General features: G+C 70.7%; 11 protein-coding genes. 6 read left to right on the top strand and 5 right to left on the bottom strand.

Translation table 11 applies throughout. The features are described from left to right. Positions 1 to 131: 131 nt before the first annotated feature. The 4 genes from eno to mfd all read right to left on the bottom strand — a co-directional run bounded on the left by eno (position 132) and on the right by mfd (position 6,550). Positions 132 to 1,409, bottom strand: a complete 1,278-nt coding sequence (gene eno / locus ABFX50_RS10325) for a phosphopyruvate hydratase (protein WP_183655142.1) — start codon at positions 1,407 to 1,409, stop codon at positions 132 to 134. Positions 1,410 to 1,525: 116 nt separating this feature from the next. Then, positions 1,526 to 2,440, bottom strand: a complete 915-nt coding sequence (locus ABFX50_RS10330; RefSeq protein WP_346145333.1) for a nucleoside triphosphate pyrophosphohydrolase — start codon at positions 2,438 to 2,440, stop codon at positions 1,526 to 1,528. 1 nt (position 2,441) lies between these two features. After that, on the bottom strand, positions 2,442 to 3,032 hold the full coding sequence (locus ABFX50_RS10335) for a SurA N-terminal domain-containing protein (protein ID WP_346145335.1): 591 nt from the start codon (positions 3,030 to 3,032) through the stop codon (positions 2,442 to 2,444). A gap of 29 nt (positions 3,033 to 3,061) precedes the next feature. Then, on the bottom strand, positions 3,062 to 6,550 hold the full coding sequence (gene mfd / locus ABFX50_RS10340) for a transcription-repair coupling factor (RefSeq protein WP_346145338.1): 3,489 nt from the start codon (positions 6,548 to 6,550) through the stop codon (positions 3,062 to 3,064). 195 nt (positions 6,551 to 6,745) lie between these two features. Here mfd and ABFX50_RS10345 point away from each other — a divergent pair, with 195 nt between their 5' ends. From ABFX50_RS10345 to ABFX50_RS10355, 3 genes are read left to right on the top strand one after another with little or no spacing between them, the layout of a single operon-like run. Then, entirely contained in the window at positions 6,746 to 7,474 is a 729-nt protein-coding gene (locus ABFX50_RS10345) for a methyltransferase domain-containing protein (RefSeq protein ID WP_346145340.1), read from the top strand. A 43-nt stretch (positions 7,475 to 7,517) separates the two neighbouring features. Then, complete coding sequence (gene cysC / locus ABFX50_RS10350) at positions 7,518 to 8,747, top strand: adenylyl-sulfate kinase (RefSeq protein WP_346145342.1); 1,230 nt, start codon at positions 7,518 to 7,520, stop codon at positions 8,745 to 8,747. Then, positions 8,744 to 9,625, top strand: a complete 882-nt coding sequence (locus ABFX50_RS10355) for a sulfite exporter TauE/SafE family protein (RefSeq protein ID WP_346145344.1) — start codon at positions 8,744 to 8,746, stop codon at positions 9,623 to 9,625. Before cysC ends, ABFX50_RS10355 begins: the two co-directional genes overlap by 4 nt. Here the strand turns inward: ABFX50_RS10355 and ABFX50_RS10360 are convergent. Beyond that, complete coding sequence (locus tag ABFX50_RS10360) at positions 9,570 to 10,634, bottom strand: glycoside hydrolase family 26 protein (RefSeq protein WP_346145345.1); 1,065 nt, start codon at positions 10,632 to 10,634, stop codon at positions 9,570 to 9,572. The genes ABFX50_RS10355 and ABFX50_RS10360 overlap by 56 nt on opposite strands. A 249-nt stretch (positions 10,635 to 10,883) precedes the next feature. Between ABFX50_RS10360 and ABFX50_RS10365 the strand changes: the two genes are divergently transcribed. The 3 genes from ABFX50_RS10365 to ABFX50_RS10375 are packed head-to-tail and all read left to right on the top strand — an operon-like array spanning position 10,884 to position 14,732. After that, positions 10,884 to 12,539, top strand: coding sequence for a Wzz/FepE/Etk N-terminal domain-containing protein (locus ABFX50_RS10365; protein WP_346145347.1), 1,656 nt, complete (start codon positions 10,884 to 10,886; stop codon positions 12,537 to 12,539). After that, complete coding sequence (locus ABFX50_RS10370; protein ID WP_346145349.1) at positions 12,536 to 13,834, top strand: hypothetical protein; 1,299 nt, start codon at positions 12,536 to 12,538, stop codon at positions 13,832 to 13,834. Before ABFX50_RS10365 ends, ABFX50_RS10370 begins: the two co-directional genes overlap by 4 nt. Next, positions 13,827 to 14,732, top strand: coding sequence for an RIO2 family protein (locus tag ABFX50_RS10375; protein ID WP_346145351.1), 906 nt, complete (start codon positions 13,827 to 13,829; stop codon positions 14,730 to 14,732). Before ABFX50_RS10370 ends, ABFX50_RS10375 begins: the two co-directional genes overlap by 8 nt. Positions 14,733 to 14,737: the final 5 nt, after the last annotated feature.

The raw sequence follows: 14,737 nt of genomic DNA on the forward strand, positions 1-14,737 counted from the left end.
GCCTCACTGCGCCCCACCGTGCCGCAGGAGTGCCCGCGTGGCCCGGTGCGGGTTCGCGAACCCGTCCTGGCGGCCCCGTGTCAGGTGTCGGGGAAGGGCCCCCTCGACCTGACGCGGGGCCGTACAAGAAACTAGCGCCGGAAGCGGGGGAAAGCCGCGCGACCCGCGTAACGCGCGGCGTCGTCGAGCATTTCCTCGATGCGGAGCAGCTGGTTGTACTTGGCGACCCGGTCGGACCTCGCGGGCGCGCCGGTCTTGATCTGACCGCAGTTGGTCGCCACGGCCAGGTCGGCGATCGTGGTGTCCTCGGTCTCGCCCGAGCGGTGGCTCATCATGCAGCGGTAGCCGTTGCGGTGGGCCAGGTCGACCGCGTCGAGCGTCTCGGTCAGCGTGCCGATCTGGTTGACCTTGACGAGCAGCGCGTTGGCGGTGCCCTCGTCGATGCCGCGCTGCAGGCGCTCGGGGTTGGTGACGAACAGGTCGTCGCCGACGAGCTGGACCTTGTCGCCCAGCGACTTGGTGATCTTGTTCCAGCCCTCCCAGTCGCTCTCGTCGAGCGGGTCCTCGATGGAGACCAGCGGGTAGGAGGCGACCAGGTCGGCGTAGAAGGCGATCAGCTCGTCGGCCGACAGGCCCTTGCCGTCGATGGTGTAGACGCCGTCGTTGTGGAACTCGGAGGCGGCGACGTCGAGGGCCAGAGCGACGTCCTCGCCCGGCGTGTAGCCCGCCTTCTCGATGGCCACGAGGATCAGGTCGAGCGCGTCGCGGTTGGAGGGCAGGTTGGGCGCGAAGCCGCCCTCGTCGCCCAGGCCCGTCGCGTAGCCCTTCTCCTTCAGCACCGCCTTCAGGGCGTGGTAGACCTCGGTGCCCATGCGCACGGCCTCGCGGAACGTGTCGGCCCCGATCGGCGCGATCATGAACTCCTGGATGTCCACGTTCGTGTCGGCGTGGGCGCCGCCGTTGAGGATGTTCATCATCGGCACCGGCAGCACGTGGGCGTTGGGGCCGCCGAGGTAGCGGAAGAGCGGCAGGTCGGCGCTGTCGGCGGCGGCCTTGGCCACGGCCAGCGAGACGCCGAGGATGGCGTTGGCGCCGAGCTTGGCCTTGTTGGGCGTGCCGTCCAGGTCGATCATGATCTGGTCGATGATCCGCTGCTCGTCGGCGTCGATGCCGAGGATCTCGTCGGCGATCTCGTCGGTGACGCCCAGCACGGCCTTCTCGACGCCCTTGCCGCCGTAGCGCTCGTCGCCGTCGCGGAGCTCCACGGCCTCGAACGCGCCGGTGGAGGCGCCGCTGGGGACCGCTGCGCGGCCTGTGCTGTTGTCGTCGAGGAGGACCTCGACCTCGACTGTCGGGTTGCCCCGGGAGTCGAGGATCTCGCGGGCGGAAACGGCCTCGATGGAAGCCACGTCAGGCGCTCCTAGAGTCGAAGGGCGGTTTGCCATACGAGCCTATCGAGCCCTACCAGCCGGCACGCCATCGAGGCTCCTCCGCGTGCGCCGCCGCGACGACGGTCGTGCCGCCGTCAGCGCGATTCCCAGGCCTCCACGCGCGCCCTGTAGGCCAGCGCGGCGCCCCGCAGCTCGGCCTCCGGGTCGAGCCCCGCCTCCTGCGCCCGCCGTACCAGGTCGAACAGCTCTCTCGCCACGCCCTGGCCGACCGCGTGCGCCAGGCCTTCGGGCGCGCCCGCGGCCTCGGCCCTGCGGATGAGCTGGGCCACCAGCGACAACGCGGGCTGGCCCATCGGCACGCCGTCGAACAGGTCCTTGCCCGCCCGCTCGGTGGCCTTGATGGCCTCCCAGTTGGTGTTGACCTCGTCGGCGCTCTCGACGCTCACGTCGCCGAAGACGTGCGGATGCCTGCGGACCAGCTTGCCGACGATCACGTCGGCCACGTCGTCGATGTCGAAGTCGTCGGCGACCCTGGAGTGGAAGGCGACCTGGAGCAGCACGTCGCCGAGCTCCTCACGCAGCCCGGTGCCCTGCTCCACCGCGTGCTGGACCTCGTAGGCCTCCTCGATCAGGTACGGCACCAGCGAGGCGTGGGTCTGCTTGCGATCCCATGGGCACTCGGTCCTGAGCCGGTCCATCACCGCGACCAGGTCGAGCACGCGCGCGCCCGGCAGGTCGTAGGAGCCGGGGACGACCTCGATCACCGGCGGGTCGTCGAGCGCGAGGGCCGCGTGGCCGACCGCCCGCATGAAGCCTTCGTCCTCGGTGGCCAGCCAGACCACCGTGTCGTCGACCGCCTGCCGTACCAGGGCGGCGTGGTCGGGGGCGGTGACCACCTCGACCTCGATGCCCGCCTCGGCCAGGTAGGGCAGCTGCGGGTGGTCGGCCGAGGCGGTCAGCACCCTGCCCGAGGACAGCGTCCGCCAGGCCTGGTGGCTGAGGACGCCTGGCGCGACCCTGGGCGAGGTGGTGACGACGACGAGCGGCATCTCAGCCCTGGGCGGCGGAGGTCGGCTTGCCGAAACGGCCCGCGTCGACGAAGCCCTTCTGGGGGTCGAAGGTGCCGTAGCGAGGGCTGTAGGTCACCTTGATCGCGGAGGCCTGCTCGATCAGCTTCTGCTGACCGCGCTGCCTGGCGGCCTCGTCGGTGCCGCCGCCGTACTGCTGCATCATCTTGTTGATGGCGATCGAGGTGCCGAGCCACTCGCGGGTGTAGGCGGGCGGCACGCCCTGGGCCAGGGTCTGCTTCTCGAGCGCGGCCAGGCCGCCCTGCGAGGCGATGAGCTGGTCGATCTCACCGTCGGTGACCTTGGCGCCCGCCTTGGAGGCGAGCTGCCTGAACTGCACGACGTTGACCATCTGCAGCAGCGCGTACTGCGTGACGGGCAGGCCCAGCTGCGACTGCGGGATCTGCGCCTTGGCCAGAGCGCTCTCGAGCTGCTTGACGTTCGTGTTCAGATCGCTGGCCGAGATGCGCTCGTTACCGACGACGGCCGCGGATCCGGCCTGGACGGGCGAGGAACAGGCGCTCACCGCAACTCCGAGCGCGGCGACCGCGACGGCCATTCGAATCGACTTCACCCTTGCATCCCTTCGCGACGAAACGCGGCTTACTTTACCCTCGCCGGTTCCAGGAACATGACCTCGACCAGGTCCGAGCACCATTTCAGCAGTTCAAGGTCGCGCAGTGGCACCCCGCCCAGCGGCTTGGTCTTCGGCACCGGGACCAGCAGCGTCTGCGCCGCCGCCTTGTAGAGGGCCTTCTTGTACAGGCGGTCGAGCCTGACCTGCTGCGACTCCTTCAGCTCGACGGGGCCGAACTTGATGTTCTGCCCCTGGAGCGTCACGTCGGTCAGCCCCGCCTGGCGGGCCCTCAGGCGGAAGCGCGCGACCTCCAGGAGGTTCTCCACCTCGACGGGCGGCTTGCCGTACCTGTCGGTGAGCTCGTCGCGCACCTCGTCGATGTTGACGTCGGCGGTGATGGCCGCGATGCGCTTGTACGCCTCGAGGCGCAGCCGCTCGGAGGTGACGTAGTCGTGCGGGATGTGCGCGTTGATGGGCAGCTCGACCTTGACGTCGTGGTGCTCCTCCTGGACCGCCGCGCCCGACAGCTTCGCCTTCTGCTCCTGCACGGCCTCGGACATGAGCCTGACGTACAGGTCGAAGCCGACGCCCGCGATGAAGCCCGACTGCTCGGCGCCCAGCACGTTGCCCGCGCCGCGGATCTCGAGGTCCTTCATCGCGACGTACATGCCCGCGCCCATCTCGGTGTGCTGCGCGATGGTGGCGAGGCGCTCGTGCGCGGTCTCGGTGAGCGGCTTCTCCGGCGGGTAGAGGAAGTAGGCGTAGCCGCGCTCGCGACCGCGCCCGACCCTGCCGCGCAGCTGGTGGAGCTGGGACAGGCCGTAGTTGTCCGCCCTGTCGACGATCAGCGTGTTGGCGTTGGGCACGTCGAGACCCGACTCGACGATCGTGGTGCAGACGAGCACGTCGTACTCGCGCTCCCAGAAGCCGACCATGATCTTCTCGAGCTGGTGCTCGTTCATCTGGCCGTGGGCGACCGCGATGCGCGCCTCGGGCACCAGCTCCCTGATCCGCGCGGCGACCCTGTTGATCGAGGCCACCCTGTTGTGGACGAAGAAGATCTGCCCGTCGCGCATCAGCTCGCGCCTGATCGCCGCGGTGAGCTGCTTCTCGTCGTACGGCCCGACGAAGGTCAGGATCGGGTGACGCTCCTCGGGAGGGGTGAGGATCGTCGACATCTCGCGGATGCCGGTCAGACCCATCTCCAGCGTGCGCGGGATCGGCGTGGCCGACATCGCCAGCACGTCGACCTGGGTGCGCAGGTGCTTCATGGCCTCCTTGTGCTCGACGCCGAAGCGCTGCTCCTCGTCGATGATGATCAGGCCGAGGTCCTTGAACCTGATCTCGGGGCTGAGCAGCCTGTGCGTGCCGATCACCAGGTCGACCTCGCCCGACCTGAGCCCCTCCAGCGTCGCCTTCACCTCGCCGTCGGTCTGGAAGCGGGAGACGGGGCGCACCTTGACGGGGAAGCTGGAGAAGCGCTCGCTGAAGGTCGACAGGTGCTGCTGCACCAGCAGCGTCGTCGGCACCAGCACCGCGACCTGCTTGCCGTCCTGCACGGCCTTGAACGCCGCGCGCACCGCGATCTCGGTCTTGCCGTAGCCGACGTCGCCGCAGACGAGCCTGTCCATCGGCACGCCGCGCTCCATGTCGCGCTTGACCTCGTCGATGGCCTCGAGCTGGTCGCCCGTCTCGGCGTAGGGGAAGGCGTCCTCCATCTCCCTCTGCCAGGGGGAGTCGGGCGCGAACGCGTGCCCGGGGCTGGCCATCCGCGCGCTGTAGAGGCGGATCAGCTCTCCCGCGATCTCCTTGACCGCCTTCTTCGCCTTCGACTTGGCCTTGGCCCAGTCGGTGCCGCCCATCCTGTTGAGGGTGGGCGCCTCGCCGCCGACGTAGCGGGTGACCTCGTCGAGCTGGTCGGTCGGCACGTAGAGGCGGTCGCCCTTGGCGTACTCGATGACGAGGTACTCGCGGGTGGCGCCCTGCACGGTGCGCTGGACCATCTCGACGTAGCGGCCGACTCCGTGCTGCTCGTGCACGACGTGGTCGCCCACCCTGAGCTGGAGCGGGTCGACCATGTTGCGCCGCCTGCTCGGCAGCCTGCGCATGTCCTTGGTGCTTGCCTTCTGCCCCACCAGGTCGAGATGGGTGAGGACGGCGAGCTCGGGCGTGACGAAGCCGTGCTCGATCAGCCCGGTGCTGACGTGCACGACCTTGGGCTCGGGCGCCGTGTCCAGGTATCTCGACAGGCGGGCGGGCACGTCCACGCCCTTGAGCAGCTCGACCATCCGCTCGGCGGGGCCCATGCCCTCGCTGAGCAGCACCACGGACTTCTCCTCGCCCAGCCAGCCCTTGATGTCGGCCAGGGCCTTCTGCGTGTCGCCCCTGTAGGCCTCGCTGTCGTGCGCGTCGAGCTCGACGCCCTCGCCGAAGGGCGCCATCGTCCACCACGGCAGGCCGAGCGAGTCGGCCTGGTCGCGGACCTCATCGAGCGTGCGGAAGGCGGCCGCGTCGAGGTCGATCGGCGCCTCGCCTCCCGCCGCCGCGTTGATCCACGACGCCTCGAGGAACTCCTGGCTGGTCCTGACCAGCTCCTCCGCCCTGCCCCTGATGCGCTCGGGGTCGCAGACGAACACCGCCGCGTTCCCCGGCAGGTGGTCGATCAGCAGGTCCATCTCGCCCGCCAGCACGGGCGCGAACGCCTCCATGCCCTCGACCGGCATGCCCTCGGCCAGCTGGTCGAGCACCTCGGCCAGCGCGGGGTGCTCATGCGCCAGCGCGGCCGCCTTCTCCCGCACGTCGGCGGTCAGCAGCAGCTCGCGGCACGGCGGCGCGAACAGGCCGTCGTCGGCCACCTCGAGCGAGCGCTGGTCGGCCACCTTGAACCAGCGGATCTCCTCGACCGTGTCGCCCCAGAACTCCAGGCGCAGCGGGTGCTCCTCCGTCGGGGGGAACACATCGAGCAGGCCACCGCGCACGGCCACCTCGCCGCGCTTCTCCACCATGTCGACCCTGGCGTAGCCGTTCTGAACCAGCCGGTCGACCACGTCGTCCAGGTCGGCGTCGTCGCCCGCGCGCAGCCTGATCGGCTCGAGGTCGCCGAGGCCCTTGACGATCGGCTGCAGCACCGCGCGGATCGGCGCGACGATCACCGACAGCGGGCCCGCGGTGGGGTCGCCCGACACCGGGTGGGCCAGCCTGCGCAGGACGGCCAGCCGCTGTCCCACGGTGTCGCTGCGCGGCGACAGCCGCTCGTGCGGCAGCGTCTCCCACGCGGGAAAGATCGCCACGGTGGCGGGTTCGATGAGGCTCGTGAGCGCCGAGGCCAGATCCTCGGCCTCACGACCCGTCGCGGTGACGGCGAGCACGGTGCGCCGCTCGCGCTCGGCCAGCGCCGCGACGCCGAAAGGGCGCAGCGCGGCCGGCGCGACCAAGGAGACATCGCCGCCCTGCTTCAGGACGGCGGCCAGCTTCGGGTCGGCGGCAACAAGGTCAAGCAGTCCGGAAAGACTCATCAGATACGCCCTCAGCCCCACGGCGGCAACACGACTACCCCCGGCCGGGTGAGGTCGCGGGGGTCTGCCCGTCCAGAGTACTTCCACCGCTGCAGCCGCACGCCCTCCGCCCCGCATCCCCCTGCCCCACCTGGGGAGGGGCCGCTCCGATGGAAATACCTAACGGATCGGGTTGATGTGATTACCCTGGGTGACATGGCTGACGTGCGGTCGGTCGCCCACAGAGGCGACCTTTTCGAGCAGCGAATCCGTGAGCAGGGGAGCGAGGAACTGGGGCGCAGGATCGACCTGCTCGTCGCAGGGTGCGCCCACGACCCGCCGCCCTACCTCGACAGGTTCGGCGCCAAGGTCACGGGTGTCGACGAGGACCTGCCCGCGGTCAGGGCGCTCATGCCCGGCCGCACCGAGCTCCACGCGTGGACACTCGGCGACCTGCGCTCGGTACCGATCCCGCCGCGCTCGTTCGACGTGATCCAGGTGACGTTCGTCATCGAGCGCATCCAGCACGCCGAGCTCGTCCTCGACCGCATGCTCAACGGCCTGCGCCCCGGCGGGCTGCTGCTGCTGCGCATGCGCGACAGGTCGACCGCCTACGGCCTGTGCGACCGCCTCACCCCTTCGTGGCTGCGCCGCCTGCTGTGGCGGCGCCTCGTGCGGGCCGAGGTCAGGGAGCAGATCGCGGGACCGCTGCCCGCCGTCTACGAGCCGGTGGCCTCCCGCGAGGGCATGCACGCCTTCTGCCTGATGCGCGGGCTGATGATCACCGATGACGTCACGACCGTCAGCGGCCCCGCGCGGGGACGCATCGGCTCGGCCGTCGTGCGGGTGGTCGACAAGCTCTCGCGCGGCAGGTTCACCTCTTCCTACGACGAGGTGACGATGGTCATCAGGAAGCCCCACAATCATTTCGCCCGGCTGATATGACGGGGTAAGGTAATCCGACTAAGTCGATCGGAATTGTGGAGCGATGACGGCGAACCTCCAGTGGACCCCCGACCAGCGCGAGCTCGCCGACCTGGAGCTGCTCCTTTCCGGGGCCTTCCATCCACTGACCGGCTTCCTCGGACACGACGACCTGCACGAGGTCGAGGCGCACGGCGCGCTCGCCGACGGCACCCCGTGGCCCGCGCCCGTCACCCTGCGGGTGCCAGGAGCGCAGGCGGGCGACCGGATCACGCTGCTCGATCCCGAGGGCGCGGCGCTCGCCGTCCTCACGGTGACGGAGAGTGGCCACGACGGGCTGGTCGCCGGGCCGCTCGAGGCGCTCGGCGCCGTCGAGCACGGCCCCTTCGCCAGGCTGCGCCGCTCCCCCGACGCGGTCCGCAAGGAGCTCGCGGGCCGTCCCACACTCGCCGTCACCATGCGAGGCCCGCTCGACGACCTCAGCACGCAGGAGATCATCGCCGTCGCCGAAGAGCTCGACGCGACCGTCCTGCTGCTTGCCCTGGCGTACGGCGAGGGCGGCCCCGCGCTCGTGCGAGCGGCGCTGAAGGCGCGAGAGAAGCTGCCCGAGGGCACGCTCGTGGTCTCGGTCCCCCTCGCGCCGCGCGAGGACAAGGAGATCGATCTCGAGCTGCGCGAGCACGTCGCCACCGCCTACGGCGCCGCCGAGCACCTGGCCGGTCCCGAACCCGTCACGCTGCCCGGCCCTCCGCACCGGCGCGGCCTCGTGGTCTTCTTCACCGGCCTGTCGGGCTCGGGCAAGTCCACGATCGCCAGGGGCCTGCGCGACGCGCTGCTCGAACTCGGCGGCCGCACGGTCACCTACCTCGACGGCGACGTGGTGCGCCACCTGCTGTCCAAGGGCCTGACCTTCTCCAAGTCCGACCGCGACCTCAACATCCGCCGCATCGGCTTCGTCGCCACCGAGGCCGCCAGGCACGGCGGCCTGGCCATCTGCGCCCCCATCGCCCCCTACGAGGCCACCCGCGCCGAGGTCAGGGAGTCGGTCGAGTCGGTGGGCGCCGACTTCCTGCTGGTGCACGTCTCCACGCCGCTGGAGGAGTGCGAGCGGCGCGACCGCAAGGGCCTGTACGCCAAGGCCCGCGCGGGCGAGATCCCCGAGTTCACCGGCGTGTCGGACCCCTACGAGGAGCCCGACGACGCCGACCTGGTCATCGACACGACGCACATCTCGATCGAGGCCGCAGTCTCCCGCGTCCTCGACACGCTCCGAAGCGGAGGATGGGTACGTTGATCGACTTTCCCCTGGTGGTCGGCTCCTTTCTGGTCGCGATCATCGTCGGACTGACCGGCATGGGCGGCGGCGCCCTCATGACGCCGATGATGATGCTCTTCTTCAACGTCCCCCCTCTGGCCGCCGTCTCGAGCGACCTGGTCGCCTCCGCGATCATGAAGCCGGTCGGCGGGGTCGTCCACCTGCGCAGGGGCACCGTCAACCTGCGCCTGGTCGGCTGGCTGTGCCTGGGCTCGGTGCCGGCCGCCTTCAGCGGGGTCTTCCTGGTGCGCGCCTTCGGTGAAGGCGCCGCCGTCCAGCAGGCGGTGAAGACGGCGCTCGGCATCGCGCTGCTGCTCGCCGTCGCCGGGCTGGTGCTGAAGGCGTGGCTCGGCGGCAAGGGAGGCTCGTCGAGCGCCCGCGACATTGTCGTGCGCCCAATTCCGACCGTACTGGTCGGTACAGTTGGCGGGCTGGTCGTGGGCGTCTCCTCCGTGGGGTCGGGCTCCCTCATCATCGTGGCCCTGCTCGCGCTCTACCCCGCCCTCAAGGCCAACCAGCTCGTGGGCACCGACCTGGTGCAGGCGGTGCCCCTGGTCTCAGCCGCGGCGCTCGGCCACCTGTTCTTCGGCGACTTCCAGCTCGACCTCACCGTCTCGCTGCTGCTCGGCTCGATCCCCGGCGTCTACCTCGGCGCCCGGGTCTCGGCGTGGGCCCCGAACGGCCCGATCAGGGCCCTGCTCGCCGTGGTGCTGCTCGCCTCGGCGCTCAAGCTCCTCGGCGTGGGGAACACCGCCACGCTCTGGATCGTGGGCGGGGCCGTGCTCCTCGGCGGCGCCGGGCTCATGGTCGCGGCACGCTCGTCGCGGAGAAGTGAGGATCGGTTGCGAGTGCCGTGAAGGCCCGCCCGGCGCTCGGGTCGGTGTCGAACCTCGTGTCGCCCCTCGGCGCGCGGGGGGAGTCGAAGTAGACCAGCGCCTTGATCTGCGGATAGCGCTTGACCTGCCGGCGCACCGAATCGTAGAAGGCGGCCTTGCGCTCGTCGCCGAACACCCCCCACTCCGCGACCATGATGGGCTTGCCGGGGAAGCGCCACTGCATCCACCGGTAGAAGCCAGGCCAGCGGGCGTGATCCTTCCTGGTCTTGTTGACCAGGCCGTCGAAGTCGCGGACCCTGGCGTCGGCGTAGGGGTCCATCGCCACCCAGTCGACCACGTCGTCGCCGGGGTAGAGCTGCTCGAACCACGGCTGCGAGGCCCAGTTGGGCGCGCCCATGTAGGTCATGACCGTGACCGCGTTCTTCACCCCCTTCTCTCGCAGGCGCTGCACCACGTGGCGGAACATCGCGGCGTAGTCGGTGGCCGTCATGCCCGAGCCGGGGTTCGCCCTGACGTCGTCCTCAGGCTCGTGGTGGACGGTGAGGAAGAACTGCTCGGGGAAGGTCTGCCTGATGTGGTCGGCCAGCCTGTCGATGCGCCTGTCGAGCGCCCCCTTGGCGATCTCGGCCCAGGTGACGTCGAACGACGGCTTCCAGTTGATCAGCAGCAGCCGCCGGTGGGACGGGTCGCGGGCCAGCGCGACCTCCCTGTCGTTGGGGAACAGCTCGTTCGACCTGTGGTAGACGTGCAGGATGTCGGCGGCGCGGCCCATCCGCTCCTCCGCCCCCGCCAGCGCGCGGTCGGGCGGGAGCCCGGTGAAGATCTCCGGCGCGATGCCCCACCACGCCCCGCAGGACGGGATGAGCTTGGCCGTCACCGCGCACGCCGGTGACTCGGCGATGCCGAGCAGGCCGTTGACCCTCGCTTCGGTGTGCGTGTCGGTCTGTGCCTTTCTCGCCGTGCCCGACGCCTGGGAACAGGCCGGCAACGCGGCGAGCAGTATCAGGGCCGTCGCTTTTCTGAGACGCAAGTCGCCTCCACTCCCCTCCATAAGTCTTTCCCGCCCTCGCCGTGATGCGGAATACCCTGCCATGCCCGCGACCTGCGGTGTCGCGAACTTCTCAGGTCACAACACCGACATTTCTTATTAATTCGCGAAATTTGATCCGGGTGAGCGGCGAAAATCTTCGTTATTCAGCCGGGAAATGTTCGTCGCCCCTATAGTGACCAGACCCCAGTCACTCACAGTCGCGTCGCGACTACAGGGAGAACGCTCTTCATGTCGCCGGACCTTCACCCGCACCGCTCTGGCGTGGACCTGGCCGAGCACGTCTCCCTGCTCCGCAGGCGCAAGGTCGTCTTCCTGCTCTGCCTTGTCACCGGCGTGCTCGGCGGCGCCACGCTGCTGCGCCTCACCCCGCCCTCCTACACCGCCACGACGCAGGTCCTCGTGGCCGCCACCGGCGTGCAGGAGCAGCCCAACCAGGTGACGGGAAGGCAGCGCGAGGCGCTCAACCTCGACACCGAGGCCCAGATCGCCCAGTCCGCGGTCGTCGCGGCCAAGGCCGCCGCACTGCTCAAGGCCACGCCCTCGCCCGCCGAGGTGACGGTCCCCCCTAACTCGGCCGTGCTGTCCATCGCCGTCACGGAGACCACCCCGGCCAGGGCCGCGGCCCAGTCGCGCGCCTATGCCCAGGCCTATCTGGCCCACCGCGCCGAGACCGCGCAGGCCGCGCTCACCACCCAGCTCAAGGCTCTGCTCACCAAGTTGAAACAGGTCAACAAGAGCATGGCCAAGGCGGTCGAGGAGGTGGCCGAGCTGCGCAAGGGCACGGCGGAGCACACCATCGCGGGCCAGCGCCAGAACGTGCTCAGCAGGCAGGTCTACAGCCTGACCATGAAGTACGACGCGCTCAAGACGGTCGCGGTGACGCCCGGCTACGTCATCAGCCAGGCGGCCGAGCCGACCTCGCCCAGCTCGCCCAGCCTGCCGCTCCACCTGGGCAGCGGGCTCATGCTCGGACTGCTCGTCGGCGCGGCGGCCGCCTACGGCCGCGACAGGCTCGACACGAGTCTGCGCGCTCCCTGCGACGTCGAGCGGTTGACGGGGCTGCCGGTGCTCGCGGACCTGTCGGGTCCCGCCGACCCCTCGGTGATGCACGACCTGGCCTCGTCGGTCGTGGCGGCCTGCCCTGGCCCCTCGCTGCTGGTGCGCGCGGTGCCCCCTTCGCTGGGCACCGCGGCGGTCGAGCCGCTGGGGGGCCGCGCGCGGATCGAGCTGCTCGACGGGTCCGACGTGGGGGATCTGGCCAGGGCGGAGGGCGCGTTGCTGGTCGTCGGGCTGGCGGCGGCTCGGGCGGGGGATGTTTCGCTGGCCGTACGGCGTCTGGAACGGCACGGGGTGCCGATCATCGGAGCGGTGACGGTCGGCGGCGGGGCCGCCGCAGGGAGCGCGGCCTCCGCTTCCCCGAAGACCCCGCGCCCTGCCCGTGGACGGCCCAGGGCGGCCGCTCGCGAGGCGACAGAGACCGGGCGTGCGGCGGTGAACCACACGTCACCGAGCAACACGCCCGTGGAAGACGCGCCGGTGGAAGGCGCGCCGGTGGAAGGCGCGCCGGTGGGGGACGCTTCCGGCGGGTCCGCGCCTGCGGGTCCCGCGTCCGTGGGGCCGCTTCCCGCCCTTCCCGACGGCGCGGCCGCCGGTCCTCCCTCGCCGCGGCAGGGGGTGACGGGCAGGCCGGTCAACGGGATGAGCCCGGTCACGGGCGACATCCTCTCTTCTGGGAAGTCGTCAGGGATCTCCCAGGGGAAGGCGCCGGGCCGCTCCGCGGGAAGGGAGCCAGGTGTCGCCGCCTCCCGCGGGAACGCGACGGAGCAGGTCAGGAGGACCGAGGCGGCCGACACCTCGCCGATTCCACAGGTGTCCGACACGTGAGGCTGCCCGACGCCCCCACCACGCGGAGCCGGGCGGCATGGCCGATCGCGGCCCTGCTGGTCGGCTATCCCGTGTGGTGGGCGCTGGGCTTCGGCGGCCTCGCGGTGATCGTCCTCGCCTTCCCCATGGCGTACGTCCTGTGGCGCAGGCGTCCGATCAGGGTGCCCCGCGGCCTCGGGCTGTGGGCGCTCCTGCTCGCCGGGTACGTGGTCAGCGCGCTGATGCTGACCGAGATGCCGCCCGACACCTACGGCGAGTTCGGCGCGGGCAGGATCATCGGCTACGTCATGCGCCTCGCGCTCTACCTCTCGCTCATGGTCATGGTGCTCTACCTCGGCAACCTCACCGAGCGCGAGCTGCCGCAGCTGCGCCTGGTGCGGATGCTCGGCGTGCTCTTCCTCACCACCGTGGCGGGCGGGCTGCTCGGCGTGCTCTTCCCGAGCTTCGCCTTCACCTCGCCGCTCGAACGCGTCCTGCCAGGCTGGATCGGCGGCAACCCCTTCGTCCAGAACCTGATCCACCCCACCGCCGCCCAGATCCAGAAGGTGCTCGGGCACGCCTCACCTCGCCCCGAGGCGCCCTTCGAGTGGGCCAACGCCTGGGGCAGCAACCTGTCGGTGCTGCTCGTCTGGTTCGTCGTGGGCTGGTGGGTGTACGGCGGGCCGCGCAGGAAGGCCGTGGCGGTGCTGCTCATCGCGGCCGCCGCCGTCCCCGTCGTCTACTCGCTCAACCGCGGCCTGTGGATCGGCCTCGGCCTGGCGGCGCTCTACCTGGTCGTGCGGGTCGGCGGGCGCACCCGCCTGGCCATCTGCGCGGCGGGGCTGGTGGGCGCGGCGGTGTTCGCCGCCAGCCCCCTGGCCGCCCTGGTCACCCAGCGGATCGACAACCCGCACAGCAACGACATCAGAGCCTTCACCGTCTCGGCCACCGTCGAGGCGGCGGGCGGCTCACCGTTCATCGGCTACGGCAACACCCGCAACGCCATGGGCAACCACCGCACGATCACCACCGGCAAGACCGACTGGTGCACCGAGTGCGGACACCCTCCGCTGGGCAGCGACGGCCAGCTGTGGCACCTGATCATCACGCAGGGATTCGTCGGCGCGGCGCTCTACGTCGCCTTCTTCGTCGGCGCCATCCGCCGCCACTGGCCCGATCGCAGCCCGATCGGCCTGGCGGGGGTGCTCGTGATGCTCCTCGTGCTGCTCTACATGTTCGTCTACGACGGCCTGGTCACGCCGCTCAGCCTCTACCTCATCTCCTTCGCCCTCCTGTGGAGGAACGCTCATGCGTGATGCCCGCATCAGGCTGCGCTATCTCGGCCAGACCGTCCGCCTGCTCTATCCGGGGCCCGGCGCGCCACACCCCTACAGCCTGCTGCCGCATGCCGTACTCCCCCGGCGTCTGACGCCGCGCCGCTGGTGGCACGGTGCGTTCGGGCCGAAGGTCATGCTGCCGGTCGAGGGGTCGATCGAGACCCATCTGGGCGAGGTGTTCGGCACGCCCGTGCGCGCCACCCTCCACGTACGGCCCGCCCGCCGAGCCAACCGCAAGCCGATCCTGGAGCTCCACGCGGACGGCGAGCGTGTCGCCTTCGTGAAGATCGGCGACACGCCCCAGTCCCGCGACCTCATCACCAACGAGGCCGCCACGCTGAAGAGGCTGGCCGACCTGCCGCTCAAGACCGTGGTGCCACCGATCGTGCTGCACCACGGGATGTGGAACGGCCTGGCCGTCCTGGCGATGTCCGCGCTGCCCGTGCGCAGGGGCAGGGTCGCGTCGTCCCTGCTCATCTCGGCCGTCAAGGAGATCGCCGCGACCGGCGGGCACGCGGGGCCCGCCTGGCACGGCGACCTGTCCCCGTGGAACATCGCTCCGACCGGCGACGGGCGGCTGCACGTGTGGGACTGGGAGCGCTACGAGGTGGGCGTCCCTCCAGGTTTCGACGCCGCCCACCACCTCTTCCAGCGCGCGCTGCGCCGTATGCCGCCCGACCAGGCCGCCAAGGCCTGCCTCGCCCAGTCGGTGCGGGTGCTCGCGCCACTCGGCCTGTCGTCGGCGCAGGCCAGGCTGACCGTGATCCGCTACCTCATCGCGCTCGCCGACCGGCACGCCGCCGACGGCTACGAGCCCCTAGGCCCCCCTGAGAACTGGCTGAACCCGCTTGTCGATCATCAGGAGCTGCTCACGTGAACGCC

It is taken from the genome of Nonomuraea recticatena, from assembly GCF_039533245.1.
GTDB classification, from domain to species: Bacteria; Actinomycetota; Actinomycetes; order Streptosporangiales; family Streptosporangiaceae; genus Nonomuraea; species Nonomuraea roseola.